This window comes from Campylobacter concisus, assembly GCF_002913865.1.
Classification (GTDB): domain Bacteria; phylum Campylobacterota; class Campylobacteria; order Campylobacterales; family Campylobacteraceae; genus Campylobacter_A; species Campylobacter_A concisus_AM.
In genome coordinates this window covers 1-25,772 of sequence record NZ_POYX01000109.1, presented here as the reverse complement: position 1 = coordinate 25,772, position 25,772 = coordinate 1, and the positions used below count along the sequence as shown (strand labels likewise).

The window sequence follows — 25,772 nt, the reverse complement described above, 5'->3', positions numbered from 1 at the left end:
GAGAGAAAATGAGTGAAATTTTAGAGTTAAATTTTATGCAAAATGCCTTTATTGCGAGCATTTTAGTAAGCATAATATGCGGCATGATAGGCTCGCTTGTGGTGATAAATAAGATGACTTTCATCGCTGGAGGCATCGCACACGGCGCGTATGGCGGCATAGGGCTTGCATTTTTCTTCTCACTTGAGCCGCTGCTTGGAGCGAGCATATTTTCGCTGCTTCTAGCGCTCATCATCGCCACGATCACGCTAAAAGATAAGACAAATATCGACTCTGTTATAGGCGCTATTTGGGCGATTGGCATGGCGATTGGTATTATTTTCATCGACCTAACGCCTGGTTATAACGCCGATCTTATGAGTTATCTTTTTGGCTCTATCCTTGCAGTTAGCGGCACAGATATTATCTTTATGAGCGTTTTAGACCTCTTGTTTTTGGCACTCATCGCGCTTTTTTACCGCCAGTTTGTGGCGATCAGCTTTGATGCGGAGTTTGCAAGGCTAAGGGGCGTAAATACCACTTTTTTTCACTATCTGCTAGTTTGCATGATGGCGCTTTGCGTGGTGGCTACGATCCGCGTGGTGGGGCTAATACTTGTCATCGCTCTACTTACCATACCGCCTTATATTGCGCAAATTTTTGCCAAAAGACTTGGGCTAATGATGCTTATCTCAACCATTTTTTCTATCATTTTTTGCTTTATCGGCCTTGTGATCAGCTTTTATTTCAACCTCACAGGCGGAGCTAGCATCATCTTAGTCGCCTCGCTTTGCTTTTTTGCATTTAGCTTTAAATTTAAAAGCTTGCGCTCGTAGCTCTTTTTAACCTAAAAAGCGTCCAAGCCAAAAAGCAAATCGCCGTAAAATAGACGCTAAAAAATAGCGCTAGCCACATAAACTTGATCTCAAGTCCTAGCCAAAAGACCGCCGCGTAAAAGAGCGAGCATTGAAGCACGAGCTGTCTAAAGCCATTTAGCAAAAAGATCGCTACTGGGCGTTTTATTGCCTGCAAGGTGCTGCCTGAGATGTTTATCGTGCCGTAAGCCATGTAAGCAAGTGAGTTGATGCCAAGGTAAAGCTTTGCCACTTCTAGCACAGCTGGCGTGCTGTCAAAGAGCCTGATCGCGCTCTCGCCAAAAAGCCTTATAAAGATGTAGGCAAAGACGCAGTAGATGAGCAAAAAAAGAAGCGATAGTTTGTAGCACTGCAATACTCTTTGAAAGCTCTTAGCGCCGTAGTTTCTTGAGATGATGCTAAGCACTCCTGCTGCCATGCCGATGGTTGGAAGCACTAAAATTTGCTCGATCCTTAAAGCTATGCCATAACCTGCCACTGCATTGACGCCGTAAAAGCTCACAAATTTTAAAAGCACGAGCGAGCCAAGTGACATTGAGAGGTAGTTTAGGCAAGCTGGCAAGGCTTGTTTTAGTATCTTTGCCCAGACGGCGAAATTTGGTACGAAGTAGCCTAAATTTCTAGGATCTATCATCTTGCTCTTTCTAACTTTAAAAAAGAGATAGAGCATGCCTAAAAACTGCACGCTAGCCGTTGCTAGAGCAAGGCCCTTTACGCCAAGATCAAAGCCAAAGGCAAAAAGATAGCAAAAAAATGCATTGATAAAAAGGCCGCAAAATAGCCAGTTGCGGTAGCTTTTAGTATCGCCAAGTGCGACTAAAACGCCATTAAGCGATTTTATAAGCAAGAAAAATGGAGCTGCAAGAAAGATGACACCAGCGTAGTCAAGCGCCTCTTTGATGTAGTGATTATCAGCGCCTAAAAGGATTAGTAAATTTGGCGCTAGCAAGTAGCCACATAGCCCCACAAATAGGGCAAAAAGAAGAACGAAGACGATGCCATTTGAGGCGTAAAGTTTAGCCATTTTTGGTTTGTTTGCACCTAGGCTGTTGCCTATTAGCGCGGTGAGTGCCGAGCCAAAGCCAAGCCCGATGCCAACGACACTTAGGTAGAGTAGAAAGCTCATCGCCATGCCAGCAACTGCTATGGTAGAAATTTTAGCGGCGAAAAATGTGCCAGTGACGTTGTAAAGCGTGTTAAACATCATGCCCACACCAGCTGGCAGCGAGAGTGAGATGATTAGTTTATTTAGCGGGTCTTTTAGTAGGTCCAAGCTGCCTTCTTGTTAAATTTCATATGAGCTAAGTTCTATCAAATTTCCATCAAAGTCATAAATATATAAACTCTTCATTGCTCCCAGAGCTCCGTTTCGCCTAACGACGCCAAGCTCGATCTCTACGCCTTTTGCAAGAAGCTCTGAGCGCACGTCTTCTATGTTATCTTCAACTATTAAACATATATCAGCACTGCCCTTTGTTGGATGCTTTGCCGCAGGTAAAAACTCGCCCTCAAACCTATGTAAATTTATCTTTTGCGAGCCAAAATTTAGGCTAATGTGACCGTCTTTCTGAGCTAGTCGCATGCCTAAAATGTCGCAGTAAAATTTAAGCGCCTCTTCAACGTCGCTTACTACGATCACGATGTGATCTAAATTTTTTATCTGCATTTTGGCTCACATTTTTTATTTTTGATCTCTTAATACCCTTTTTCTAGCGTAGATATTTATGCACTCAACCGCTAGCGAGAAGCCCATAGCAAAGTAGATGTAGCCTTTTGGCACATGCACGCCAAAGCCATCAAGCACGAGCGCAAAGCCAACAAGCACCAAAAATGCTAGTGCGAGCATTTTTATCGTTGGGTTGTTATCGACAAATTCAGAGATCGCCTTTGAGGCAAACATCATCACGCCAACTGCGATGATGACAGCAAGTATCATGATGTCGATGTGCTGAGCCATGCCAACTGCGGTGATAACGCTATCAAGCGAAAAGACTATGTCTAAAATGCCTATTTCTAGGATAGTTGCAAAAAATCCTGGATGAGACTTGCTCTCGTGAGCCTCTTCATGCTTGCCAGTGGCGTTTGCGTGGATCTCCATTGATGATTTTACTATCAAAAATAGACCGCCTATTATGAGCACTAGATCGCGCCCAGTGATGCTAAGCTCGCCTATGCTAAAGAGCGGCTTTGTAAGCTTCATGATCCAAAATAGCGAAAGTAGCAGGATGATCCTAGTGATCATCGCAAAGCCAAGCCCTAAAATGCGGCCTTTGCCCCTTTGCTCTGGTGGCAGCTTGCCTACTAAAATAGCGATAAATATGATGTTATCTATGCCTAAAACTATCTCCAAGCCAGTTAGCGTAAGTAGCGATATCCACGCCTCTGGCGAACTTATCCATTCAAACATTTACTTCCTTTGTTAAGATTTTTATTATGCTTTGGGGCAAAATTTCATGCTCTATGGCGTGAATTTTAGCCTCCCACTCATCTAAACTCATGCCGTCCTCTCGCTCAAACGCCCTTTGCGCGATCAGTTTGCCCCCATCAAGCTCCTCACTCACATAATGCACACTCACACCGCCTATCATCATGTCGCTCTCAAAGCTCTCCTTTATCGCATGCGCGCCCTTAAAAAGCGGCAGGATAGATGGGTGAAGGTTTATGGCTTTGACCTGCGCTGTGAAAACCGGCGTTAGTATCCTCATAAAGCCAGCAAGCACCGTTAGATCAGCCTCACTTTTTAAAATTTGCTCCACCAAAACAGTGTCAAATTCCTCACGATTTTTAAATTTAGCACTCTCTATTATCGTCGTTTCAAGCCCAAATTTCTTAGCACGCTCGATGCCAAATGCACCAGGTTTATTACAGATACAAAGGCAAACTTCGATCTTTACACCGTTAAAAATTTGATTATGAACTTTTTTAAGTATCGCTTCTAAATTTGAGCCACTGCCGCTAAAAAGCACGGCTATCTTTTTCGTAAGCATTTTACTCCTTTGATGATGTCTGTTGGCTCAAGCGCGTAGCTGTTTTTGCTAAAATTTTTAAGACTAAGCGCGTGAGCTAAAGTGGCTGAGATAGCAGCACCAAGAGGCTCATAGCCTTGAGCCAAAAGTGCTAGCACAAGACCGCTTAGCACGTCGCCGCTTCCGCCTTTTGCAAGCGCGTTTTTGCCATAAGGCATGACGTAAATTTGCCCCTCTTTAGCGATTATAGTGTTTGCCCCTTTTAGCACAAGAACAGCCTTAAATTTCTCGCTCCAAGCCTTAGCGTAAGCGTATCTGTTTTCTTGCAAAGTTTGCACATCTATATCGGCTATTTTACAAATTTTTAAAAGCGAGCAAAACTCCTTTGGATGAGGTGTCAAGACGCAGTTCTTGCTTAGTAGATCAAGTACTTTTTGGCTGTAAAAGATATCAGCGTCAAGCACAAGCTTTTTGCCCTTTAAATTTTGCACCTCAAGCTCTTCTACGCCCTTTTTGCCAAGCCCTATGCCAAGGGCTCCAGCGTTCATTTTCTCACTTATTTTGCTAGCTTGCATGATATGAGTTGGTAAATTTAAGCTCTGCTCGCCTATCACGCTAACTAGCCCAGCTCCAAAGGCAAATGCCGCCTTTGCGCAAAGCTTGCTAGCTCCGACGTGCTCGCCAGATATGATAAATGCGTGGCCAAAGTCGCCCTTATTTACGCACTGATTTTTTCTATTTGGAAGTATAAGGTCGCATTTTTCAAGCAAGTGATAGTCGCTCTCGCGCTCGTAGTTTTGTGCGCTTACGCCAAGAGTAGCGACCTTTATCTTACCCACGTAGTCTTTTGCTGCGTCGCTATAAAGAGCTAGCTTTCTAGCTCCCATCGTGACCGTCATATCTGTTTTTACGCAAGCGCCAAGCACCTTACCCTCGCTACTTAGCCCACTTGGCACGTCGCAAGCGATGATATAAGCAGGGCTAGCGTTTATCTTTGAGATGAGACCGACTAAATTTTGATCTAAAGCTCTATTTAGCCCTGAGCCAAAAAGCCCGTCTATGACGCATTTTGCGTTATTTAAGCTATTTTCTACCTTTTTGCTCTCATGCACGCTGGCAAATTTAGCTCGCTCGAGCTGTTTGGCGGCTAGTGGCTTTAAATTTTGGCTGGCTAGGATAAATTCACACTCATACTCGCCCTCTAGCATCCTTAAAGCACAAAGCACGTCAGCACCGTTATTTCCCGCGCCGCAAATGCCGAGCACTCTCTCGCCTTTTTTAAATTTCTTACGGATGAAATTTGCTATGCCTGCGGCTGCATTTTCCATCAAAAGCTCTTCGCTAAGGCCAAATTTCTCGCTCGCTCGCTCGTCCAAAACTCTCGTGTCTAAATATAAATTTTTCATTCTATGCCCTAAAACTAAGCGCCTCTAAGATGTGGGGCTTTAAAATTTGCTCGCTCTCATCAAGATCGGCGATGCTTCTAGCCACTCTAAGCGTTCTTTTTATGCCCCTTTGAGAGAGGTTGTACTTCGTGGCGGCCTTTTGTAAAATTTCACTTGCCTCGGCATTTAGCGTGCAAAATTTAGCCACCTGCGCGTCATTTAGCTTGCCATTTAGCTCCATTTGATCACGCTTTTTTTGAAATATAAAGGCCTTTAAGACCATCTCGCTCATCTGCTGCGAGCTTAAACTTGCCTTGTCGTCTGGCGAGCTCTCGTCCATCGCGACTTTTAAGTCTATGCGGTCAAGCACTGGGGCTGAAATTTTGGCTTTGTAGTTTTTTATCTCATTTTCGCTGCATTTGCAGTTTAGGTTACGCGAAAACAAATTTCCACAAGGGCATGGATTTTGTGCGGCTACGAAGATAAATTTGGTCTCGTAAGTCACTTTTGAATTTACCCTTGCGATGTGGATTTGATTATCTTCAAGCGGCTCTCTAAGGCTTTCGATCACCTGTTTAGGAAAGTGTGGGAACTCATCAAAAAATAGCACTCCGCCATTTGCAAGTGCGATCTCGCCGATCTTTGCGACGTTTGAGCCTCCGCCAAAGATCGAGCTTTTAGTCGAGGTGTGGTGCGGCGAGCGAAAGGCTCTAGTGCTTGTAAATTCGCTATCTTGCAAATTTAGCGAGCGGTAGGCTGCGGACTTTAGCACCTCTTCTAGGCTTTGTGGCGCCATGATATAAACTAGGCGTTTTGCGCACATGCTCTTTCCGCTGCCTGGGCTGCCTTCAAATAAGATATTGTGCATGCCAACGGCTGCGATGACGCAGGCTCTTTTAGCTCTTTCTTGACCCAAAACGTCCTTAAAATCAAGCTCGAAGTTTAAATTTGGAACGTATCTTTTACCAGAAATTTCTATCACATTTGAAAATAGCTCGTGCGTGGCGCTAAAATGCGTGCTTTTAGCAAATTCTGCGTCGCTAAAAAACTTTATCGCCTCTTCTAGTGTGCTAATGCCATAAACCTCTAAATTTGGGATCATAGAAGCTTTGGCGGCTATCTCACTTGGTACTAAAATTTTTGCATTTTGCACTTGCGTGCTTAAAAAAAGTAGGATCGAAAATAAATTTGCTGTGCTTTTTACGCTGCCGTCTAGCCCAAGCTCGCCAAAAACAAAAATTTTCTCCAAGCTTTTTGCTTTTTGAAGGGCAATTAAAAGTGCGATACTTAGATCAAAATGTGAGCCACTTTTTGGCAGGTCTGAGGGGGATAAATTTATTGTTATTTTTTGAGCCGGAAAGGCAAAGTCAAGCGCTAAAAGTGCCGCCTTTACACGCTCCGTGCTCTCTTTGATGCTGGTGCTTGCAAGGCCTACGATACTAAAGCCAGGAAGTCCGCGCGAAAAGATCGACTCAACATCAATGATCTTTAGTCCGTCGCCGTAAGTAGCACATTTTAGGGACTTCATGATGTTTTTTCTTTTTTCTGCTTTTTGTATTCCTTATCGAATTTTTTGCGTTTGTTAAAGCCTATTTTTTCTATAAAAAGATGTCCGTCTAAATGGTCATTTTCATGCTGGATAGCGATCGCTAGTAGCCCGTCAGTTTTTAAGGTCTGCTCTTTACCAAAGCGGTCTTGAAATTTGATAGCAACTACCTCACTTCGCTTAACGTCCTCGTAGTAGCCAGGCACGCTAAGGCAGCCCTCTTGATAGACGCACTCGCCCTCACGTAGCTCAAATTTTGGGTTTATGATCTCGATTAAATTTTCTTTATCTTGCACGCCCTCTTCGTTGGCTAAATTTATGATGAAAATTCTCTTTGCAACGCCTATTTGTATGGCCGCAAGACCGATACCTTCTTTTGCGATCATCGTCTCATACATATCATCAAGAAGTTTGTGAAGCTTCTCATCGAAGACTTCGACCTCTTTTGAAATTTCATAAAGTTTTTTATTTGGATAGGATAAAACTTCTAGGATCAAACTAATTCTCTGCTTTCTCGTCTAAAAATAGTGGCTCATTTAGGTCTTGATTTGTCTCTAGCTTGTCAAGTGCGTGAGAGAGCAACTCTTCGGTACTCTTTGTCTTTGAGATCATGCTTGAGACGATCTGCACATCTAGTTTGCACTCTTCGTTGTTGATCTTCCATGGCATAGATGAGAGCATGTTTAAAATTCTAGCGCACGCTTGCTTTGTGCCGTTTTCGTCAGTGTATTTCATCACCATAGCAAAGCAGCCATCGCCGTAGTGTGCGACTATATCACTTCTACGTGAAGTCCTTAAAAGAAGCTGCGACATGCTTTTATACATATTGTTTCGCTCTTTTAAATTCTTAACTCGATTTGCAAATTTATCTTTTATTTTAACTAGCAAAAATGAGGCATTATAGCCATAGCGCCTAACAGACTCGATCTCGCTGCTTATGGTCGCTACTAGAAATTTCTTGTTATAGACTTCGTAGGTCGTGTCGTAGATCGACTGCTCTTCGATCGCCTTAAACATCTTGCCGACCTCTTCATAGCTCATCTTGATGACGTCAAGGTGCTTATCCATGAGGTCGTTTAGCTTGATGAGGTCTTGGTTAAAGGCGCTTAGGACGTTTTGCAGCGCAAGGACGTTTGTGTTGTTTTTAAGCCCATCCATGCGCTTTTGTACTAGGCCTCTCATAACGCCTAAATTTTTATATATGAGCACGACTGCTTGAAGCATGCTCTTTATCTGGATAAAGCCTTGTTTTACCTCTTTTTCGATAGAGATGTTGCCGTTTGTTGGCACTGAGCTTTCAGAATTTGCCACTATGATATCGCCGATCTCTTTTCTAAACTCGTCTGACTGCCCATCAAGCATCTTTTCAAAGTAGATAGAGTAGTTTGTCGGCGTAGATGGGACGTTGTCATCGCTTAGCTCATGTAAAACGTCCTCTGAAAATTTATAGATATTTACCTTTTCTTTTTTGACAGCTGGCTTTGCTTCAGCTGCTTTTTTCTTTGGATCTGGTGCATTATCTATCTTTATCACTTTGAGCCTTATTTAAAACTTTTCTCCAAAATTTTATCGACAAGTCCGTATTCTTTTGCTTCGGCTGAGCTCATAAAAAAGTCGCGCTCAGTATCTTTTACGATCTTGCTTAGCTTTTGGCCTGTATTTTTTGCCAAAATTCCATTTAAAATTTCTTTCAAACGTAAAATTTCACGTGCTTGTATCTCGATATCAGTCGCTTGTCCTCTAGCGCCACCAAGTGGTTGGTGTATCATGATACGAGAATTTGGTAGCGCATATCTCTTTCCAGGTGCGCCACAGCTTAGCAAAAATGCACCCATACTAGCGGCCTGACCGATGCAGATCGTGCAAACATCTGGCTTTATGTAGTTCATCGTGTCATAGATGCTAAAGCCACTTGTTATCACGCCACCTGGTGAGTTTATGTAAAGGTAGATATCTTTGTCTGGATCTTCAGCCTCTAAAAATAGCAGCTGAGCGACGATAGAAGCAGCCATGCCGTCCTCTATCTCGCCACTTAGCATAACGATCCTGTCTTTTAAAAGACGGGAGTATATATCATAGCTTCGCTCACCTCTGCTAGTTCTTTCAACTACGACAGGAACGTAATAGCTCATTACTCAGCCTTCTCTTTTTTGCTTGCTTTTTTCTCGTCTTTTTCTTTGTTGAAAAGCTCGCTAAATAGCTTCTCTTCGATCATCGACATCTTTATAGCTGGAAGCATGCCTTGGTTGCGGTACATCTCAAGGTGCGCTTTTGGATCTTGACCGCTTCTATACGCCTCAAAATAGATCGCTTGAACGACCTCTTGATCGCTCACTTTCACGCCTCTTACGCGAGCTAGCTCATCGATGATGAAAGTTAGGCGAACGCTATTTTCAGCGTCTTTTCTATACTCGTCACGTTTTTTAGCTAGGGCATCTTTATCTTCTCTAAATTTCTTCATATCGTCTGGAGTAAATGAGCTCCATGCGTTTCTAAACTGCATATCGATCTCTTGCTCGACAATATTTTTTGGCACATCAAATTTAAATTTCTCAACCGCAGCTTCAGCAAATTTTGGTTTTAGCTCTTCGTTTATAAGTTTATAAATTTTCTCTTGGCGAATTTGCTCTTTTATGCGCTCTTCAAGTAGCTCTTCAGTTGGTTTTTCTTCGTTTGGAAGGATAGTTTTTAGCATCTCTTCATCTAGTTTTTCAGGGATCTTTCTCTCTTGAATTTCGTGAAGTTTGACTTTAAAAATAGCGTCTTTGCCAGCTAAATGTGCAGCGCCATAGTTTTCTGGGAATTTAACATCGATATCTTTTTCGCCGCCAGCTTTTATGCCTACCATGCCATCTTCAAAGCCTGGGATGAATTGATTTGAGCCGATCTCAAGCACGTAGTTTTCAGCCTTGCCACCTTCAAATGCAACGCCATCAACAAAGCCCTCAAAGTCAAATTTAGCAAAATCGCCCACTTTTAGGCCTCTTTTGCCCTCTACTTTTTCAAGCGGAGCTATCATTTTTAGAAGTTCAGTTTTCTTCTCATCGATATCTTTTTTCAAAACGCGTGGGTTTGAAAACTCAGGTATCAAGCTCTCATAGCCACTCACATCGACGCTTGGCTTAAATGAAACTGTTAGCTCAACGTCGATCTTGTCATCTTTTTTGTCAAATTTTGAAACGATAGGCTCGCCGATAAGGTCGTCATTTTTCTTGCCTGCTTTTTTGATAGCCTCTTCGACTACATCTCTTAAGACATCTTGCTCAGCGTCGTTTGTTAGCTCTTTCTCGTAGCGTTTTAGCACGACAGCGACTGGCACATGGCCTTGTCTAAAGCCATCTACTTTTATAGTTTTTGCCGCTTTTTTTGCTAGTTTTTCTACGCTAGACTTTATAGCATCTGCACTTACAGTCGTGCTTGCTAGGGTATTTACGCTATCTAGAGCTTTGATTTTGATTTCCATCGAATTCCTTTATGAATACAAATTTTTAGCCCAAAATATAGCAGAATTTTCCTTATTTCATTGTAAATTTGTAAATTTTTATAGATATAAAAGGCGTTTTAACGTAGAATTTGGCGATAAAATTATGGAGAAAATTTATGCAAGAGAGTTTTGAAAATTCAGTTAAAAATATGCTAACTATCATCGGCGAAGATCCAAACAGAGAAGGGCTTGTTAAAACCCCTGAGCGCGTTTATAAAGCTTTTAAATTTCTAACTAGCGGATACGAGCAGGACCCAAAAGAGGTGCTTGGTGACGCGCTATTTACTAGTTCAAATAACGAAATGGTTTTGATGCGAAACATCGAATTTTACAGCCTTTGTGAGCACCATTTGTTGCCAATAATTGGCCGTGTGCATGTGGCATACATCCCAAATGGCAAGGTTGTTGGCCTTAGTAAAATTCCACGCATGGTAAATATCTACGCCAGACGCTTGCAAATTCAAGAGCAGATGACCGAGCAGATCGCAAAGGCGCTTGAGGACGTGATCGCTCCAAAAGGCGTTGGAGTAGTCGTCGAGGCTAGGCATATGTGCGTTGAGATGAGGGGTGTGGAGAAGATAAACTCGACTACCACGACCTCTGCGCTTAGAGGCTGCTTTATCAAAAACGCCGATACAAGACGGGAGTTTTTCTCGCTGATAAATTCGCCTAGGGAAACGCATTTTTGAGTTTAGAGCGTATAAATTCAAGGCTTAAAGAGGGTGTGAAGCTCTCAAATACCTTTGGCGTCATCACAAAGATCACAGCTACTACGATAGAGATCACTGGACTTCGTCCAAGTATCGGCGACATAGTGCGCATAGTCGCAAAAGACAAGAGCAAAAACGGCCTTGGCATGGTCACGCAAATAAAGACAGATGGCGCTTATATCAGCCCATTTGGCTTTGTCGAGGGCTTTAGGATAGGCGACTTTGTCTATGAGAGCGATCAGGGCATGAGCATACCGGTGGGGCCAAATTTGCTTGGCCGAGTGGTCGATCCATTTATGAAGCCCATTGACGGCAAAGGGGCGATTGATACAACTGAATATATGCCGATCATGAGAGCGCCGATAGATGCGATGAAAAGAGGGCTTATAAACGAGCCTTTTAGCGTTGGCATAAAGACGATAGACGGGCTACTTACTTGCGGTAAGGGGCAAAAACTGGGGATTTTTGCAGGTTCAGGCGTAGGTAAATCAACCCTTATGGGGATGATCGTAAAAAACACTCTAGCGCCCATAAAAGTAGTCGCACTAATAGGCGAGCGTGGCCGTGAGGTGCCTGAATTTATCGAAAAAAACCTAGGTGGCGACCTGGAGGGCACGGTCATCATCGTAGCGACCAGTGATGACAGCTCGCTCATGCGAAAGTACGGCGCATTTTGCGCGATGAGCGTGGCTGAGTACTTCAAACAGCAGGGCAACGACGTGCTTTTCATTATGGATAGCGTGACGCGTTTTGCGATGGCGCAGCGTGAGATCGGCCTTGCGCTTGGCGAGCCACCGACCTCAAAGGGCTATCCGCCAAGCTCGCTCACACTCTTGCCACAGCTAATGGAGCGCGCGGGCAAAGAGGAGGGCAAGGGCAGTATCACGGCATTTTTCACCGTGCTAGTCGAGGGTGATGATATGAGCGACCCGATAGCTGACCAAAGCCGCTCTATCCTAGACGGACACATCGTGCTAAGCCGCGAGCTAACGGACTTTGGCATCTACCCACCTATCAATATCCAAAACTCGGCCTCACGTGTCATGGGCGACGTGATCGGCAAAGAGCATAAGCTAAATGCGATGAAATTTAAGCGCCTTTACTCGCTTTTAAAAGAAAATGAGGTCTTGCTTCGCATCGGCGCATATCAAAAGGGCAGCGACAAGGAGCTTGACCTTGCGATCTCGAAGAAAGAATTTATGGAGAATTTCTTAAAGCAAAGCTCAGAAGAGGCCTTTGCGCTTGAAGAGGTCGAAGAGCTACTTGATAAGATCAATCAGTAAATTTTTGTATAAATTTGACTACTAAAATTTCATAGCCTTTTATTAAAAAGATCGGTAAATTTTGCTTTTTTTGGTGCGAAAAAGTGCTGATGTAAAAGTCGCGGGGTAGATTTTAAAATTTATGTGATTTTGTGAGGTTAAATTTCATGAAGTGGTAGCTTTTGCGTTAGGCAAAAACGATAAAGTGTTATAAAAAAGCCGTCACGCTAGCGCTTTAAACTGCAGATAAAATTTAGAGTTTTTGGCTTTTTTGTTAAAAATGCTTGTTTGTAAAATGCGGTAGTAAATTTGAAGCGGGCGAGTTAAATTTACATTAGACAGTTGCGAGTGCTATTTGTCTTACTTGTTGCTCTTGCAAATTTGCATAGACAAAACAAAATTTAATGCAAAAACATAGGCAACTAGAGGCAACAAAACGTGTAACCAAAGCTCATTTGCTTTACCTGTCTGAAAAAGCCACGGAGTGGATAAATTTCAAAATTTGGGATTTTTAAAAAATGCTTACTTACAAAGGGCGCAATAGTAAAATTTAGGCAAGTGATCGAGTTAAATTTATACTATGTGGTTTTGAGTGGTATCCAGCCTATCTTAGTTTTTCGAAAATTTAATTGTAAAAACAAAAATTTCAAGTTTAGTTTAGCAAGTACCGATGTTTAGGCTTTGCATCGTGACGCAAAGCATATATTTAGAAAAGCGTAAGAGAAAAATCTCTCTTTTTATATTTGCCAAAGAGCCAATTTGCTTCATGTTTTTTATAACTTTTAATGGCAGGCTTCTTGTAAATTTAATAGATAAAAGCAAATTTGATATCCGCACTTTTGCCTTTGTGATGACGTAAAGCCTGCAAGATACTTTAAAAAGCCAAAAAGTAAAGCTTTTTTATTCTCGATAAAGCTTAAATTTATCTCGCGTTTTTCATGTTTTTAGTGGCGACGCTTGTTTAAATTTTATTGAGTAAAGCAAATTTATTATCAAACCAGCGGTTTTGTGTAACGCAAAGTCAAATTTAGACAAAACAATCAAATTAAGAGAAAAGGCTAATAGCCAAATCCCATCTTTTTATCTTCTCCAAAGCTTGAGTTTAGCTCGCGCTCTATCGTGGTTTTGAAGTCCTCAAAGGTAAAAATCCCATCATCCTTTATGGCGACTTTTAGCGCGGTATTTTTTAACGCAAGGACGATCTGTGCGCCACTTAGGTTAAACTCAGCCAGCCTTTCTACGCTAAAGCCATCTTCAAAGCTCGCATTTTCAGGCAAAATTTTACGCCAAATGGCAAGTCTGCCGTTATAATCAGGCTTTTTAAACTCGATTTTGTAGTCAAACCTTCTAGAAAACGCCACATCAAGGCTTTGTAAGAAATTTGTAGTAGCTATGAGCACGCCCTCAAAGCGCTCGATCTGCTCTAAGAAGATATTTTGCATTTGATTGTGCATCTTTTCAGCGCCGCTTGAGCTCTCCACCCTTGTGCTTAAAAACTGATCGGCCTCATTTAGCAAGAGCACCGGCTCGCTGCCACTTTTTTTGCAAATTTCTTTGTAAGTATCAAAAATTTTCCTTACATTTTGCTCGCTCTCGCCGACATATTTGCTTAAAATTTTTGAGCAGTCAAAGCTTAGAATTTGCTTCTTTAGGCTCTTTGCAAGCCCAACGGCACTCATGGTCTTGCCAGTGCCAGGCTCGCCGTAAAAGATGATCTTAGCGTCTATATTTTTTCTAGTTTTTATCCCCCAGCTGCTAAGTCTGGCGAGCACTTTTTTATCGACCTGCTTTAGTATCGTGCTTAAAAGCTGCTTTGTCTTTTCGTTTAGCACGACGTCTTCTAGGCTCGTTACTGGCTCTATTAGCTCAAAAATTTCTTGCTCTTTTACTAGGCTTTCGATCTTGATTTTCTTGCTGTTTTTGTCATTTTTTGGGTGCATTATGCTTTGCAAAATTTCTTCGTTTATAAAAAAGCTCTTGCTAACGTTACCATAAGCGTTTAAAACCTCGTCGTAGTCGATAAGTGCGCCCTCGATGAGCCTTGAGCCGTCCTCTAAAAGAGTGCGATTTTTGATGCGTTCAAGCTCATCTTTGCTTATTAGCCCAACTAGCGTGTTTAGGTCGCGACCATTTTCAAAGTCGCCCGCATACTCCTCTTTTAAAAGGGCTAAAAAGATGATCTGCTCTTTTTCATCAAGTGAATTTTCTTTAAAAATTTGCTCTATTTTTAGGCTAATCTTGCTTAGTTTTACGCGCTCGTTTATGCGCTTTGTAAGCTCAGAAATTTGCTCATTTATGCGCTTTTTAGCGTCATTTGAGCCACCTTCAAATATCGCAGCCTTTGAGTAAAGCTCTATCTTTAAAAACTGATCTTTTAAATACTCCAAATGATCTTCATAAGGTGCAAGCTCTGGTAAATTTATATCAGCGTTGCCATCTTCAAGTATCTTTAAAAATGTGCTTGAGAGTGAAATTTCAGAGTGAAGTAGCGAAAGCAGCCCTTGGTTAGAGCTTTTTTGCGGGCTCTCTGGCATTTTAAAGAGGCTGTAGTTTTGCACTATCCAGCCACTATCTAGCAAATTTTTTATAAATTTAAGGTATAAAAGCTGCTTGTCGTTTTGCGTGCCAAAAACAGCTCCAAGCAGCTCATAAACGCTCATGCTAGCTGTGCCTTGCACGTAGGCTTTGCTTAGGTATTTTAAAATTTCTCCCTCTTCATCGCCACACTTTATAAGCTCGTAAATTTTACTTTTTTTGAGATCTTGGTTTAGAAAATCAAGCAAATACTTCACTAAATTTTATCCTTTATCTGCTCTTTTAGCACACGTTTTAGCACCTTGCCAGTAGCGTTTCTAGGCAGCTCCTCAGCAAAATAAATGCTTTTTGGAATTTTGAAATTTGCTAAATTTTTCTTTAGATGCTCTCTAACCGTCTTTTCATCAAGATCTATGCCATCTTTTACCTGTATGAAAGCAACGACCTCTTCGTCTGCATGCACGTCCTTTACGCCAATTACTGCTGCAGCCTCGACGGCTTCAAGCTTGTAGATGACCTCTTCGATCTCGCGTGGATAGATGTTTATGCCCTTTGATATGATGAGGTCTTTTTTGCGATCAACGATGTAAATAAAGCCCTCTTCATCGATCTTGCCAAGATCTCCAGTCTTTAGCCAACCATTTATGATGGTCTCATCAGTCACGCCTGGCATGCCGTAGTAGCCTTGCATGACGCAGTCGCCTTTTACGATGATCTCGCCTATCTGCCCGACTGGTAGCTCCATCATCTCATCATCTACGATCTTGACCTCATAGCCATTTAGCGCAGGGCCCACGCTTAGAAGCTTTTGCTTGTCAAATAAATTTGCCGCTACGACTGGCGAGCATTCGCTAAGGCCGTATCCTTCAACGAGCGTTGCACGCGGGAATTTCACTCTAAAATCATCAATCGTTTGCTTAGCAAGCGGAGCAGCACCACTTACAAATAGTCTTATGCGGTTAAACCACCTAAAATACCATGGGATTTTTGCCTTGCCAATGGCTGTATATATAGCTGGGATACCCAAAAATACGGTGACTCGCTTTAGTAAAGTCTGTTTTAGCACGTTTGAGAAAGGGAAAACCGACTTTATAAGCACCATCGAAGCACCTGAAAATATCGGCAAAAGCACCATCGCTGTGAGCGTAAAGCTATGAAACATCGGTAAAAATACGATAAATCTATCGCTTTTTTTAACCTTAAAACGCTCATGAGCGCCGATGACGTTTGAGAAGATATTTTTATAGCTTATCATCGCACCCTTTGGCTTGCCTGTGGTGCCTGAGGTGTAGATGATGTGCATGAGATCGTCTATTTTAGGGTATTTTGTGATGCTTAGGGTGTATTTGTGATTTAGCGCTTCGCTGAAATTTACATTTTTTACAACGCCATTATTTTCGTAGCCCTTGCTCATATCCTCTTTTGAAATTTGTGGAGTTGAAGATAGATAGGCACTCTCGCCATACTCCTCATCAACGCTTACATAGTCGTCTTTTGAGGCACTTTGAAGTTTTTTTGGCGTTTGACCGATCCAGATGATCTTTCTTAAAATTTCAAGCTCACTAAGTGCGATTAGCTCCTTTGCAAGCGAGCTAGAGGCAAAGAGTACCCTTGCGCCGCAGTCGTTTAAGATATACTCAAATTCATTTGTTTTTAAAAAGGTATTCATCGGCACCGCAACCGCACCGATAGCCGTGATAGCAAGGTATGAGATGATAAATTCTTTCGAATTTGCCACCGCCATAGCCACCTTGTCGCCAAAATTTACCCCGCAAAGCTGCAAGTAAGCTGCCACTTTATCGACGTTTTGCTTTATTTCATGGTATTTTAGCTTCTCTTTTTCGTCAAAGATCGCTATCTGGTTTGGACTCTGCTTTGCTACTTTGGTCAAAATTTCATAAAAATTATTATAAGAGTATTGCATTTTCAGCCCTAGAAAGAGTATTTAAATGTCATCGCAGCTATCTGAATGCTACTTGCGTCAAATTCGCCAGACATTGAGCCAGTGCCAGTTTTTATATCTGTCGCACGCTTTTTGTCTCGGTGCTGATAGAGATAGCCTAGTCCTAGCTCTAAATTTGGCGTAAATTTATAGTTTGCCCCAAACGAATATGCCTGAGAGGTGGTGTTTGGAAGCTCCAAGCCAGTATGCTCGCTGCTAGTGATATCCTCATCGTATGAAAAGCCAGCCATTAGCCTAAGTTTTTCATTTACGTCGTAAGCAAGACCTATCCTATATGTGTTTGTATCTTTTGCATTTTTAACGACTGGATCGTCCATAAATGCCTTAAAGTATCTACCTAGAATAGGGTGTGAATGAGCTGCCGTCTTATCATCATATTCAAAGTCATAATCTTTAAATTTAGACCAGTATGTCCTCTCGAAAGCTAGCAAAAGGGTAAAATCACTAAATTTATATCCAGTAGCAAGCACTAGCTGAGCAGGCAAAGGGATCTCAACTCTTGTTTTGCCATGATAGCTTATAGGTGCTAGAGCTCCGTTAAAATCAGCATCAGCGCTACCTTTAAGCTCTAAATTTACCTTCGAGCGGTAAGTCACCGCAAAGCTTAGATCCTCGATAGGTCTATATGTAAGAGCGACGTTGTAGCCGTAGTTTATGCCATCGCCTTGTATCTCTCTGTAGCCAAAACGTCCAAAGTCACTTGCTATCTTGCCCTTGCTATAAACGCCTCTAGCGCCCAGAGCAATGGCAAGTTTGTCATTTATGCGGTAAGCTACGGTTGGATTTAGCTCGACAACTTGTAGTTTAAACCTCTTGCCAGTAAAAGCAGTCTCTGGATCCTCCCACGAGATGCCAACAGCAGCAGGCACAGCAAGAGCTAGTCCAAATCTCCAGTTTTCATAAATTTCTGGCGTTACAAAGCTAAATGTGCCAGCAAGAGAGTCAAATTTCTTTGAGCTGTAGCTCTTGCCATCATCGCTTTTAAAGTCGATGGAATTTATATGAAACCAACCAAGCGTGCTTTCAAAATGGTGAAGCCCGTCTAAAAACATCATATTTGCAGGGTTAAAATAAACCGCATCAGCCCCAAAACTAAAGGCTACGTTACTAGCAGCAAGCCCTAAAGAGTCAGCACTTTGCTCAGGGACCTTATAACCCCCAGCATTTAATAAAGAACACGTCGCAACAATGCTTAAAAGCACTCTTTTCATAGCTTTTCCTTTTCTAGGTTTCTTAAAATTTTGATCTCATCTTCCCAAATACTCTCGTCAATCGTCTCTAAAATCAAGGGAATTTCGCCTATTTTATCATCATTTATTATATTTTCAAAAGCGCCAAGCCCAAGCTCGCCTTTGCCAAGGCTCTCGTGTCTGTCTTTTTTTGAGCCAAGCCCAAATTTAGCATCATTTAGGTGCATGCCAGATAGAAATTTATAGCCGATGATCGCATCAAATTCGCCCATCGTCTTAGCGTAAGCCTCTTTGCTTCTTAGATCGTATCCAGCGGCAAATGCGTGGCAAGTGTCGATGCAAACGCCAACTCTGCTTTCATCGTCTGCTCTCTGGGTCAAATACGCCAGCTGCGCAAAGTCAAAGCCTAAATTTGAGCCTTGCGCGGCCGTGTTTTCTATGACAAGCTTCACGCCGCTTGTTCGTTTTAGCGCTTCGTTTATGCAACTAGCGATGTTATCTAGGCACTCATTTTGGCTTATCTGCTTTAGGTGTGAGCCTGGGTGAAAATTTAAAAGCTTTAGTCCAAGCTTACTAGCTCGCTCTATCTCGTCTATAAAGGCTTCAAGGGATTTAGCTCTTGCCTCTTTTTCTGGATGGCCTAAATTTATGAGGTAGCTTGCGTGTGGCAAGACGTGATCAGCACTTATGCCAGAGGCCTTTAAATTTGCTTTAAACTGCTCTATCTCGCTACCACTTAGCTCTTTTGCGCTCCATTGACGCTGGTTTTTTGTAAAAAGAGCAAAGGCATTTGCTCCTATTTTTGCAGCATTTATCGGTGCGTTAAAGACGCCTCCAGCCGCACTTACGTGAGCCCCTATGTATCTCATTTTAACTCTTTTATTATCACTTTTATTTTATTTTTGCTGTCGATAAATTTGACGTAGTTATCGCAAACTTCGTATTTTATAAAATAAGAACTTAGATCTTGTCTAAAGCCGCACTCTGTGGTGCTTAGACCTTTGCCGTCATAAATTTTTTGCCTTTGTAAAATCTCTTCAAAAAGGCTCTCATAATGTGGCGCTAGGAAAAATTTCTCGTTAAATTCAGTCTTTTTAAAACAAGCGCTATTTACGCAAATTTTGTCCTTTATATTGATATTTGCGGTATTGACGCCAGAGCTATAAATTTGCAAATTTAGATCATTTTTGTATGTGTGAAAAAATCCAACATCATTTATCTTTATCATCGGAGAAAATAAAGTGACCTGAAAAGCTTGCGATCTTTGCGGTGTTTTAGTCGCAACACAGCCTGAAAAAATGAGAGCAGATAATAAAACAAGTGAAAATTTCTTCAACGATTTGTCCTTTTATGTAAATTTAAGTTAAAAAGTAATATAATCCCAACTTCATAACCGACCGTGGCCCATTCGTCTAGCGGTTAGGACATCGCCCTTTCACGGCGGTAACACGAGTTCGAGTCTCGTATGGGTCACCACTTCTAAAAGACAAAATCTTATCCACATAAGCTTTAAAATCTAGTTAATCCAAATTTCAAGCTTTCTAAAAATAAATTCTTAAATTTTCGTTTTGTAAAAAGAGATCAAATTTCACGTCTAGCAAAATTTAAAAAAGAGGTTTTGCGTGAGTATAAAAGCAAAAAGCAGTTAAATTTAGCCTTTTAAGTGGCTCTAAATTAACTGCAAAATTTACATCTGATGTGGCTTGCCTAGTAAAAATCCCTGCGCATACGAAATTCCAAATTTCTTTATATATTCTAAAATTTCTTCGTTGCTCACAAACTCAGCCACTATCTTATAGCCTTGTCTTATAGCAAAGCTCACGATAGTCTCAACCAAAACCCTTGCGTTTTCATCTGTTGGTAGCTTTTTGATGATCGAGCCATCTATCTTGATGTTATCTATATCAAGCTCTAAAATTCGGTAGTAGTTAGAGTAGCCAGAGCCAAAGTCATCGATCGAGATTTTACATCCATATTTTTTAGCTCTTTTTATAAATTCATTTGCCATGGCGTAGTCGCTAAGCTCTTCGCTCTCTAGCATCTCAAAGCAAACTCTACTAGGATCTGGGCAGCTCTCTAGCTTTTCATCTAAAATTTCTCTAACACCAGGATCTGTTAGATCTGAGCTTGAAAGGTTGATAGAAAATGTATAGTCTGGATATTTTTTAACTAGATCAAAGGCTAGGGCGATCACTTTTTTTGTTATCTGAAGATAGAGTTGCGTTTTCATCGCGATCTCTAAAAACTCGCCTGGGTAGCGGATCTTGCCGTTTTGATCGACTATACGCACCAAAACCTCGTAGTATTTTGCCTCTGTCTCATTTTCTTGCACGTTAAAAATTCCCTGACACTCGACTATTACTTTATCGTTCTCTAGGGCGTACTCGATGAGTTCGGTTATGAGTTGGTTTTTATAGTATCTCATCTCGATCGCATCGTTTTCTAGGTAGTAGTAGATCTCGTTGCCGCTATCGCTTGCTTGTTGATTAGCTAGGATTGACTGCATTAGGCGGTTTGTTTGAGGCGTGTCATTTGACAAAGAGACGCCAAGAGTTATCTTGATGCCAGGCAGATTTTCAAATTTACCATCTATCTCGATATTCATCCTGCTAAAGTTAAAATACTCTTTTATAAAGCCGATATCTCTAACGATGTCATCGCCTTGATACCAGATGTAAAACGCATCATCTTGAAACCTAAATAGCTCAGCATTTATAGAGTAGGTATCAACGCAGAGTTTTAGCGTATTTGCCACCGCTTTTAACATAGCGTCAATAACCTTTGTCTGGTAGAAAAATCTTAGCATCTTGTAGTTTTTGATGCTTATGCTGATCACAATTCCATCTTTTTTCGCCTCTATCATCTCAGTCAGAGCAAAATAGTTTCCAAAGCCAGTTAGCTTGTCGATTGAGGATTGAATTTTTATCTGCTCATTTTTTTGAGTTAGCTCTTTAAGCATGCTAAGCTCTTTTGTCCTATCAAGCTTTATAGCCATGTAGCCCTCTAGCTTGCCCTCAAAGAAAAATGGCGCAAAACGCACCTTTTCATGGAGCAGTTTGCCACTTTTTGTTCTGCTTATCAGCTCGTCGCTTTCCCAAGAAGTATGCTTATTTATGGCATTTCTTATCTCAGCATAAAAGCTCTCTGGGTGCATATTTGATTTTAAAATTTTAGGGCTTTTTCCGATAACGTCTTTTAGTTTATAACCAGTTTTTGCCTCAAAGGTTTTATTTACATATAAAATTTTATTGTTATTGTCACAAAAGACTATAGAGCTGTGTCCAGCATCCACTGTCGTTTTTAGAAGTTTTATCTGTTTTTGCTGCTTAGCTAGTACCCTTGCTTGATAAAAAGTTAAAGCGCAAAATAACACAAAACTGATAAAACAAAGCACTTGCATTATTACTATATTTCGTATCATTATTTTGTAAGAGGCTAGGGTATCATCTCTAAATTTTCTTAGTGTTTCTCCAAGTTTTAGATCAACAGAGTCTTGAGCTACGGCACTTAGGTTTTTTGCAAATTCAAGCGCGTAAGTTGCCTTATTTAGCACCAAGATCGCTTTTGTGTCGTTTTTGTAAGTATCTTTATACTTTTCTATCTGCTCTTTTGTTTGATTTAGCGTTTCGGGGCTGATTAGGGCTGAGCTTTTTATCGCATGAAATATCGCATTAAGCGCATCTAGCTTCTTCTCTGATGCTATTTCAAACTCACCTGATAAGATATAAGCAGCCATTGACGAGCTAGCGTAGTTTGACCTATCTACAAGCCTTTGTTTTTTTAAAAAGTCATCGTTTATGACCTTTAAAGTTTTGGCATTTTTCTCTTGGTAAAAGACCTGTATGATCGCGTTTAGCTCATCAAGCTTGGTTAAATTTTGATCAAAACTTCTTAAATTTTTATTTACATCGTCGTAGTTTAAGCGAAGTACGTTGTTCTCTAGGGTGAAGCTTAGCTCATTATCTAGCAAGATAAGGCTTAAGATCGTATCGTTAAATTTACTAACAGCAGTAACTGCTTTATTTGCCATGTAGATGTAGGTTGAGCTAAAGCAAAAGATGATTGCTAGGACGATTAATATGATATTTGCTTGTCTTTTATTCATTTAGTATCCTAGGTCTGCGTCCATTTAGTGTTAGCAAAAATTTATAAATTTGCCCCAGCTCTTCGCTATTTAGTGTATGGATTAGTTGATGATAGCTCACAAAGCCTATTACTTCTTTTAGATCACTCATTTCGCCACTACTTAGATATGGAGCTGTTCTTGCTACATTTCTAAGCGAAGGCACACGCATAAGGCGCCTGCTCTCACTAGCATCCTTTAAGCCCACGTTTTGCATCAAATTCCCACCTAAATTTCTACCATTGTGGCATGCCACACAGCCTACTTTATTAAAGAGCTCAAAGCCTTTTTTTGCTTCATTATTTATGGAGTCTTCATTGCCAGCTAGATACTCATCAAATGGCGAATCAATGCTCAAAACTGCCTTTTCAAATTCCACCAAAGCATCTACTATATTTTCGTAGTTTATGCCATCACCATATGCGTCATTAAACAAAATCCCATACTCGCCTATACTTTTTACCTTTTTTACTATCTCATCTTTGTTTGAATTTAGCTCATTTCTAGAATTTATCGACTCTTTTACTTGATCTTTTAAGCTTCTTACTCTGCCATCAGTAAAAAATAGAAAATTTAAAGCCGAATTTAGCACGCTAGGCGGGTTTATGACGCCCTTTTGGCTGGTATAAGATGAGTTTGTGCCACTTAAATTCCAGTATAAGTTGTGGCAAGTTTCGCATGAGTAGTTTTCAGTGGTGCTTAGCCTTTTGTCAAAAAAGAGCTTTTTGCCGATGTAGGCTTGTTTTTCATTATATTTTGATGAAAGTACTGGCTCAAATGATGAATTTGCGCTCAAAATACAAAAAGATACTACCATCCAAAATAAAACTTTTTTCATAAAATCTCCATATTCTTGAGCGTCATTATAGCGGAATTCTTTTTCATAACTACCAAATCGGCTAAATTGTAAAAAATTTAGCTTTTATTTGCATTTTGAAAAAAATGTTGTATAATCCGCCAAATTTTTAATTTCAAGGAGGAAACCATGAAAAAAGGTTTTACAATGATCGAGTTGATCTTCGTGATCGTGATTTTAGGCATATTAGCTGCGGTTGCTATACCAAAACTAGCTGCAACAAGGGATGATGCAGAAGTTGCTAAAGCTGCTACAAACTTATCTACTTTATTGAGTGATGTTGGCTCTTACTATACTTCACAAGGCAAATTTGCTTCAACTTTGGCTGAGATGACAAACGTGCCATTAACTGATAGCCAGCTGACAGCTGCAGGCAAAAAATGTATAAAAATTGCATTTACAGCTCCAGTAACAGCCGCTGGTGATACCAAAGGAAAACCAGCTGTTATAACAGTATCAAATGGCGATAATGCTGCAGATGGACTCTGCCCTATTATATTAGGCAATAAAAGTGTAGATAATTTGATAAAAAATAAATTTAAATACATTAATGCTGCTGGCGTTGAACAAGAAAGTGGTGCTGGCGAGTACCCAGTTAGTGGTCTTAGCGTAGCTTTCTAATTTTTCAAACTCAAACTTCTTGGCAAGGAAATTCCTTGCCATCTCTCTTTAAACTTTTCTTAAAAATTTATTCTTCATTTATAAAAATTCTAGCTATAATCTCCCAACTTCAAATTTCAAGGATGAAGTAATGAAAAAAGCTTTTACTATGATAGAGCTCATCTTTGTAATAGCTGTTATTGGTGTATTAGCGGCGATCGCTATCCCAAAGATCAGTGCTACAAGAGATGATGCGGTCTTAGTAAAGACTATGGCGGAGATTAGAACCGCTATCGAAGAGATAAATGCCTACTATATATCACAAGGTAAACTAGCCCTTGATACTACAAACAATAAAGTGAAATTTAAAGAGATGACAAATGCTGGGATTGTGGATAGCTCTGGTGATCTTGGCATTTTTGCCAAAAACGAAAGGTGCATTTTATTAAAATTCTTTGCTGCAGACCAAAGCTGCTTAGGGGTAGATATCAGCGAGCAAGGCCTATGTAAAAAGCTTTGGGAAGCTCCAGAATTTAAGCGTTTTAGTCAAAGCATGATAAAGCCAGCACAAGGAGCATTACCAGCTCATATCAGCTTTAGCGCTGTTCGCATCGTTTTTTAGCAAGATTTTTTATCAAAAGCTTAAAGTCTGAAATTTACACTTAATTCTTGAAAATTTATAAAAATAAAGTCCAAAACTAATTTTTTCTTGACAACAATAACATTTTTAGATAGAATGCGACTTTTTAATGAGGTAGTGGCATAAACTTACAAACACGACTCAGGCGGGGTGTAGCGCAGTCTGGTTAGCGCATCTGGTTTGGGACCAGAGGGCCGAAGGTTCGAATCCTTTCACCCCGACCATGTTAAATGGTGAGTGTAGCTCAGTCGGTTAGAGCATCAGATTGTGGTCCTGAGGGTCGTGGGTTCGATTCCCATCACTCACCCCATTTTGGGCGCTCGTAGCTCAATTGGATAGAGCGACAGACTTCGGATCTGTAGGTTATGGGTTCGACTCCTATCGGGCGCGCCACTTAAAAGACTTTATGCGCTCATAGCTCAGCTGGATAGAGCAACGGCCTTCTAAGCCGTAGGCCTCAGGTTCGAATCCTGATGGGCGTACCACTTATTATTGTTGTGCGGATGTGGTGAAATTGGCAGACACGCCAGACTTAGGATCTGGTGCCCCACGGCGTGGAGGTTCAAGTCCTCTCATCCGCACCATCTTTTTAAATCTTTTTAAAATCCCCAAAAAACTCAATTTTCATTTGAATTTATCAAATTTACTTATTCAAAATTTAGTAGAAATTTTCACTTATCAAACGATCTACATTAAATTTATAAAATTTATAGATCAAATTCTTGCGCCATTAGAAACAAAGAGACAATAAAAACCTAGGGCAAGTGCGTTAGTGTCGAGGCTGCCGTTTTTAGTAACACTTAAAGGCGTGCGCTGTTGGGCTTGATGAGCTATTTTTGACGAGTTTGATAACGCACTTTTGGGTTAAACAAGATCGATCAGTGCGGGGCAGAAAGATCCGTTGATATAAATGCTAGCTTGATAGTTGGCTTGTAAAATGGTGAGAAGATATAGGATTTGTTTTTTGGTAGCAGCGTTACTTATGCCTTTTTGTTGAGCAAATCAAAGCAAATATCTTGTTTTAAATGGCTTTTTAGCGCCTGTAATGGTGCTATTTGCGAGTTTAGTGATGCTAGTAAGAACAAATATGTCATCTTAAAGAGCCATTTTGTCCTGCGCCGTAAAATGTGAAAATGGCTATGAAAGCGGTAAATTTATTTATTAATCCAGCGCATTTGATGTTTAAAACAAAATTTATATGGCAGTATGGTTGATATTGAGCCATTAAGTGGCGTTATCTATTGTAAGAGTGTAGCGCGACAATGGGCACGAGATGACTTATAAAAGGCACAAATGCAAATCTTGATAAGAAAAATTTATGGCTAAATTTGGCAATCTTTATCTTTTCTAGTAATTTCATATCAAAGTTAAATTTACTACTAGGCGAGAAAGTTGCTGTTGGACTGTGAGACCCGCATGAACGTTGTGTGAATATATGCGAAAATGTTGTGGCAACTGCAGTAATGCCTTTGGGTGGGATAGCTTATGTTGGGAGGCGCAACTATAAATCCCAATAAGATAAAATAACCTCTAAATTTAGCTTTAATATTTAAGGCGTAAAAATGCCAAATTTAAAATCAAATTTTGAACTATTGGCAAGCATAATCTAGTGTGGCGTAATAACAACAGCGATAGTTTGGTTACAGTCGAGGCTATAC

23 protein-coding genes and 6 tRNA genes are annotated in these 25,772 nt (G+C 40.8%); 11 read left to right on the top strand and 18 right to left on the bottom strand.

All coding sequences use genetic code 11. From position 1 onward, the window contains the following. The first annotated feature begins 8 nt into the window (after positions 1 to 8). Entirely contained in the window at positions 9 to 815 is an 807-nt protein-coding gene (locus CYP77_RS07230; RefSeq protein ID WP_021092457.1) for a metal ABC transporter permease, read from the top strand. Here CYP77_RS07230 and CYP77_RS07225 read toward each other — a convergent pair. Genes CYP77_RS07225 through tig form a run of 10 tightly spaced genes read right to left on the bottom strand, consistent with a single transcriptional unit; the run spans position 796 to position 10,214 of the window. After that, positions 796 to 2,127, bottom strand: coding sequence for an MATE family efflux transporter (locus CYP77_RS07225; RefSeq protein WP_103567876.1), 1,332 nt, complete (start codon positions 2,125 to 2,127; stop codon positions 796 to 798). The genes CYP77_RS07230 and CYP77_RS07225 overlap by 20 nt on opposite strands. A 12-nt stretch (positions 2,128 to 2,139) precedes the next feature. Further along, entirely contained in the window at positions 2,140 to 2,520 is a 381-nt protein-coding gene (locus CYP77_RS07220; RefSeq protein WP_103567875.1) for a VOC family protein, read from the bottom strand. 15 nt (positions 2,521 to 2,535) lie between these two features. After that, positions 2,536 to 3,261 carry a TerC family protein gene (locus tag CYP77_RS07215; RefSeq protein WP_103567874.1) on the bottom strand — a complete coding sequence of 242 codons (726 nt, stop codon included), beginning with the start codon at positions 3,259 to 3,261 and terminating at the stop codon, positions 2,536 to 2,538. Next, complete coding sequence (gene purN / locus CYP77_RS07210) at positions 3,254 to 3,841, bottom strand: phosphoribosylglycinamide formyltransferase (protein WP_103567873.1); 588 nt, start codon at positions 3,839 to 3,841, stop codon at positions 3,254 to 3,256. The genes CYP77_RS07215 and purN overlap by 8 nt, the downstream gene beginning before the upstream one ends. Then, positions 3,823 to 5,226 carry an NAD(P)H-hydrate dehydratase gene (locus tag CYP77_RS07205; RefSeq protein WP_103567872.1) on the bottom strand — a complete coding sequence of 468 codons (1,404 nt, stop codon included), beginning with the start codon at positions 5,224 to 5,226 and terminating at the stop codon, positions 3,823 to 3,825. Before CYP77_RS07205 ends, purN begins: the two co-directional genes overlap by 19 nt. A 1-nt stretch (position 5,227) precedes the next feature. Further along, positions 5,228 to 6,733, bottom strand: coding sequence for a YifB family Mg chelatase-like AAA ATPase (locus CYP77_RS07200; protein WP_103567871.1), 1,506 nt, complete (start codon positions 6,731 to 6,733; stop codon positions 5,228 to 5,230). Then, the gene (gene def / locus CYP77_RS07195) at positions 6,730 to 7,248 is read right to left on the bottom strand and encodes a peptide deformylase (RefSeq protein ID WP_012001014.1); all 519 of its coding nucleotides are present in this window, start codon (positions 7,246 to 7,248) and stop codon (positions 6,730 to 6,732) included. The genes CYP77_RS07200 and def overlap by 4 nt, the downstream gene beginning before the upstream one ends. 1 nt (position 7,249) lies before the next feature. Then, positions 7,250 to 8,284: a GGDEF domain-containing protein gene (locus tag CYP77_RS07190; protein ID WP_103567870.1), complete on the bottom strand. Its 1,035-nt coding sequence runs from the start codon at positions 8,282 to 8,284 to the stop codon at positions 7,250 to 7,252. An 8-nt stretch (positions 8,285 to 8,292) separates the two neighbouring features. Then, positions 8,293 to 8,883, bottom strand: coding sequence for an ATP-dependent Clp endopeptidase proteolytic subunit ClpP (gene clpP, locus CYP77_RS07185; RefSeq protein WP_004317374.1), 591 nt, complete (start codon positions 8,881 to 8,883; stop codon positions 8,293 to 8,295). Continuing rightward, positions 8,883 to 10,214, bottom strand: coding sequence for a trigger factor (tig, locus tag CYP77_RS07180; protein WP_103567869.1), 1,332 nt, complete (start codon positions 10,212 to 10,214; stop codon positions 8,883 to 8,885). The genes clpP and tig overlap by 1 nt, the downstream gene beginning before the upstream one ends. A gap of 137 nt (positions 10,215 to 10,351) precedes the next feature. Between tig and folE the strand changes: the two genes are divergently transcribed. Both folE and fliI read left to right on the top strand, forming a co-directional pair. Next, complete coding sequence (gene folE / locus CYP77_RS07175) at positions 10,352 to 10,924, top strand: GTP cyclohydrolase I FolE (protein WP_103558307.1); 573 nt, start codon at positions 10,352 to 10,354, stop codon at positions 10,922 to 10,924. Then, positions 10,921 to 12,228, top strand: coding sequence for a flagellar protein export ATPase FliI (gene fliI / locus CYP77_RS07170; protein ID WP_103567868.1), 1,308 nt, complete (start codon positions 10,921 to 10,923; stop codon positions 12,226 to 12,228). The genes folE and fliI overlap by 4 nt, the downstream gene beginning before the upstream one ends. 1,037 nt (positions 12,229 to 13,265) lie before the next feature. Here fliI and CYP77_RS07160 read toward each other — a convergent pair. The 5 genes from CYP77_RS07160 to CYP77_RS07140 are packed head-to-tail and all read right to left on the bottom strand — an operon-like array spanning position 13,266 to position 19,231. After that, a complete protein-coding gene (locus tag CYP77_RS07160) occupies positions 13,266 to 14,999 on the bottom strand; it encodes an ATP-binding protein (RefSeq protein WP_103567866.1) in 1,734 nt (577 codons plus the stop codon). After that, on the bottom strand, positions 14,999 to 16,666 hold the full coding sequence (locus CYP77_RS07155; protein ID WP_103567865.1) for a fatty acid--CoA ligase: 1,668 nt from the start codon (positions 16,664 to 16,666) through the stop codon (positions 14,999 to 15,001). The genes CYP77_RS07160 and CYP77_RS07155 overlap by 1 nt, the downstream gene beginning before the upstream one ends. An 8-nt stretch (positions 16,667 to 16,674) precedes the next feature. Then, entirely contained in the window at positions 16,675 to 17,916 is a 1,242-nt protein-coding gene (locus CYP77_RS07150) for an OmpP1/FadL family transporter (RefSeq protein WP_103567864.1), read from the bottom strand. After that, positions 17,913 to 18,764, bottom strand: coding sequence for a deoxyribonuclease IV (gene nfo / locus CYP77_RS07145; protein WP_103567863.1), 852 nt, complete (start codon positions 18,762 to 18,764; stop codon positions 17,913 to 17,915). The genes CYP77_RS07150 and nfo overlap by 4 nt, the downstream gene beginning before the upstream one ends. Further along, a complete protein-coding gene (locus tag CYP77_RS07140) occupies positions 18,761 to 19,231 on the bottom strand; it encodes a hypothetical protein (protein ID WP_103567862.1) in 471 nt (156 codons plus the stop codon). Before CYP77_RS07140 ends, nfo begins: the two co-directional genes overlap by 4 nt. A gap of 65 nt (positions 19,232 to 19,296) precedes the next feature. On the opposite strand from CYP77_RS07140, the gene CYP77_RS07135 reads away from it, so the two are divergent. Beyond that, positions 19,297 to 19,371 (top strand) — tRNA-Glu (locus CYP77_RS07135). Between the two features lie 211 nt (positions 19,372 to 19,582). Here CYP77_RS07135 and CYP77_RS07130 read toward each other — a convergent pair. Together CYP77_RS07130 and CYP77_RS07125 are read right to left on the bottom strand one after the other, a co-directional pair. Next, complete coding sequence (locus CYP77_RS07130) at positions 19,583 to 22,000, bottom strand: bifunctional diguanylate cyclase/phosphodiesterase (protein WP_103599727.1); 2,418 nt, start codon at positions 21,998 to 22,000, stop codon at positions 19,583 to 19,585. Then, positions 21,993 to 22,856, bottom strand: coding sequence for a cytochrome-c peroxidase (locus tag CYP77_RS07125; RefSeq protein ID WP_103567860.1), 864 nt, complete (start codon positions 22,854 to 22,856; stop codon positions 21,993 to 21,995). Before CYP77_RS07125 ends, CYP77_RS07130 begins: the two co-directional genes overlap by 8 nt. Positions 22,857 to 23,003: 147 nt before the next feature. Here CYP77_RS07125 and CYP77_RS07120 point away from each other — a divergent pair, with 147 nt between their 5' ends. The 7 genes from CYP77_RS07120 to CYP77_RS07090 all read left to right on the top strand — a co-directional run bounded on the left by CYP77_RS07120 (position 23,004) and on the right by CYP77_RS07090 (position 24,698). Beyond that, positions 23,004 to 23,495 carry a type II secretion system protein gene (locus CYP77_RS07120; protein WP_103567859.1) on the top strand — a complete coding sequence of 164 codons (492 nt, stop codon included), beginning with the start codon at positions 23,004 to 23,006 and terminating at the stop codon, positions 23,493 to 23,495. Positions 23,496 to 23,625: 130 nt separating this feature from the next. Then, positions 23,626 to 24,096 (top strand): type II secretion system protein, encoded by a 471-nt coding sequence (locus tag CYP77_RS07115; RefSeq protein ID WP_103567858.1) that lies wholly within the window; start codon positions 23,626 to 23,628, stop codon positions 24,094 to 24,096. A 164-nt stretch (positions 24,097 to 24,260) separates the two neighbouring features. Beyond that, positions 24,261 to 24,338 (top strand) — tRNA-Pro (locus CYP77_RS07110). Positions 24,339 to 24,347: 9 nt separating this feature from the next. After that, positions 24,348 to 24,424, top strand: a tRNA-His gene (locus CYP77_RS07105). Between the two features lie 6 nt (positions 24,425 to 24,430). After that, positions 24,431 to 24,507, top strand: a tRNA-Arg gene (locus tag CYP77_RS07100). Positions 24,508 to 24,522: 15 nt separating this feature from the next. Next, a tRNA-Arg gene (locus CYP77_RS07095) sits at positions 24,523 to 24,599 on the top strand. A gap of 14 nt (positions 24,600 to 24,613) precedes the next feature. Then, a tRNA-Leu gene (locus tag CYP77_RS07090) sits at positions 24,614 to 24,698 on the top strand. 506 nt (positions 24,699 to 25,204) lie between these two features. On the opposite strand, the gene CYP77_RS10210 is transcribed toward CYP77_RS07090, so the two are convergent. Continuing rightward, positions 25,205 to 25,339, bottom strand: coding sequence for a hypothetical protein (locus CYP77_RS10210; protein ID WP_258032450.1), 135 nt, complete (start codon positions 25,337 to 25,339; stop codon positions 25,205 to 25,207). Between the last annotated feature and the right edge of the window lie 433 nt (positions 25,340 to 25,772).

Excerpts from the sequence above, each read along its gene's own strand:
- CYP77_RS07230 (WP_021092457.1), top strand. The coding sequence starts at position 9 with ATGAGTGAAATTTTAGAGTTAAATTTTATGCAAAATGCCTTTATTGCG.
- CYP77_RS07220 (WP_103567875.1), bottom strand. The coding sequence starts at position 2,520 with ATGCAGATAAAAAATTTAGATCACATCGTGATCGTAGTAAGCGACGTT.
- CYP77_RS07215 (WP_103567874.1), bottom strand. The coding sequence starts at position 3,261 with ATGTTTGAATGGATAAGTTCGCCAGAGGCGTGGATATCGCTACTTACG.
- purN (WP_103567873.1), bottom strand. The coding sequence starts at position 3,841 with ATGCTTACGAAAAAGATAGCCGTGCTTTTTAGCGGCAGTGGCTCAAAT.
- CYP77_RS07205 (WP_103567872.1), bottom strand. The coding sequence starts at position 5,226 with ATGAAAAATTTATATTTAGACACGAGAGTTTTGGACGAGCGAGCGAGC.
- CYP77_RS07200 (WP_103567871.1), bottom strand. The coding sequence starts at position 6,733 with ATGAAGTCCCTAAAATGTGCTACTTACGGCGACGGACTAAAGATCATT.
- clpP (WP_004317374.1), bottom strand. The coding sequence starts at position 8,883 with ATGAGCTATTACGTTCCTGTCGTAGTTGAAAGAACTAGCAGAGGTGAG.
- tig (WP_103567869.1), bottom strand. The coding sequence starts at position 10,214 with ATGGAAATCAAAATCAAAGCTCTAGATAGCGTAAATACCCTAGCAAGC.
- folE (WP_103558307.1), top strand. The coding sequence starts at position 10,352 with ATGCAAGAGAGTTTTGAAAATTCAGTTAAAAATATGCTAACTATCATC.
- CYP77_RS07155 (WP_103567865.1), bottom strand. The coding sequence starts at position 16,666 with ATGCAATACTCTTATAATAATTTTTATGAAATTTTGACCAAAGTAGCA.
- CYP77_RS07150 (WP_103567864.1), bottom strand. The coding sequence starts at position 17,916 with ATGAAAAGAGTGCTTTTAAGCATTGTTGCGACGTGTTCTTTATTAAAT.
- nfo (WP_103567863.1), bottom strand. The coding sequence starts at position 18,764 with ATGAGATACATAGGGGCTCACGTAAGTGCGGCTGGAGGCGTCTTTAAC.
- CYP77_RS07130 (WP_103599727.1), bottom strand. The coding sequence starts at position 22,000 with ATGAATAAAAGACAAGCAAATATCATATTAATCGTCCTAGCAATCATC.
- CYP77_RS07125 (WP_103567860.1), bottom strand. The coding sequence starts at position 22,856 with ATGAAAAAAGTTTTATTTTGGATGGTAGTATCTTTTTGTATTTTGAGC.
- CYP77_RS07120 (WP_103567859.1), top strand. The coding sequence starts at position 23,004 with ATGAAAAAAGGTTTTACAATGATCGAGTTGATCTTCGTGATCGTGATT.
- CYP77_RS07115 (WP_103567858.1), top strand. The coding sequence starts at position 23,626 with ATGAAAAAAGCTTTTACTATGATAGAGCTCATCTTTGTAATAGCTGTT.
- CYP77_RS10210 (WP_258032450.1), bottom strand. The coding sequence starts at position 25,339 with ATGGCTCAATATCAACCATACTGCCATATAAATTTTGTTTTAAACATC.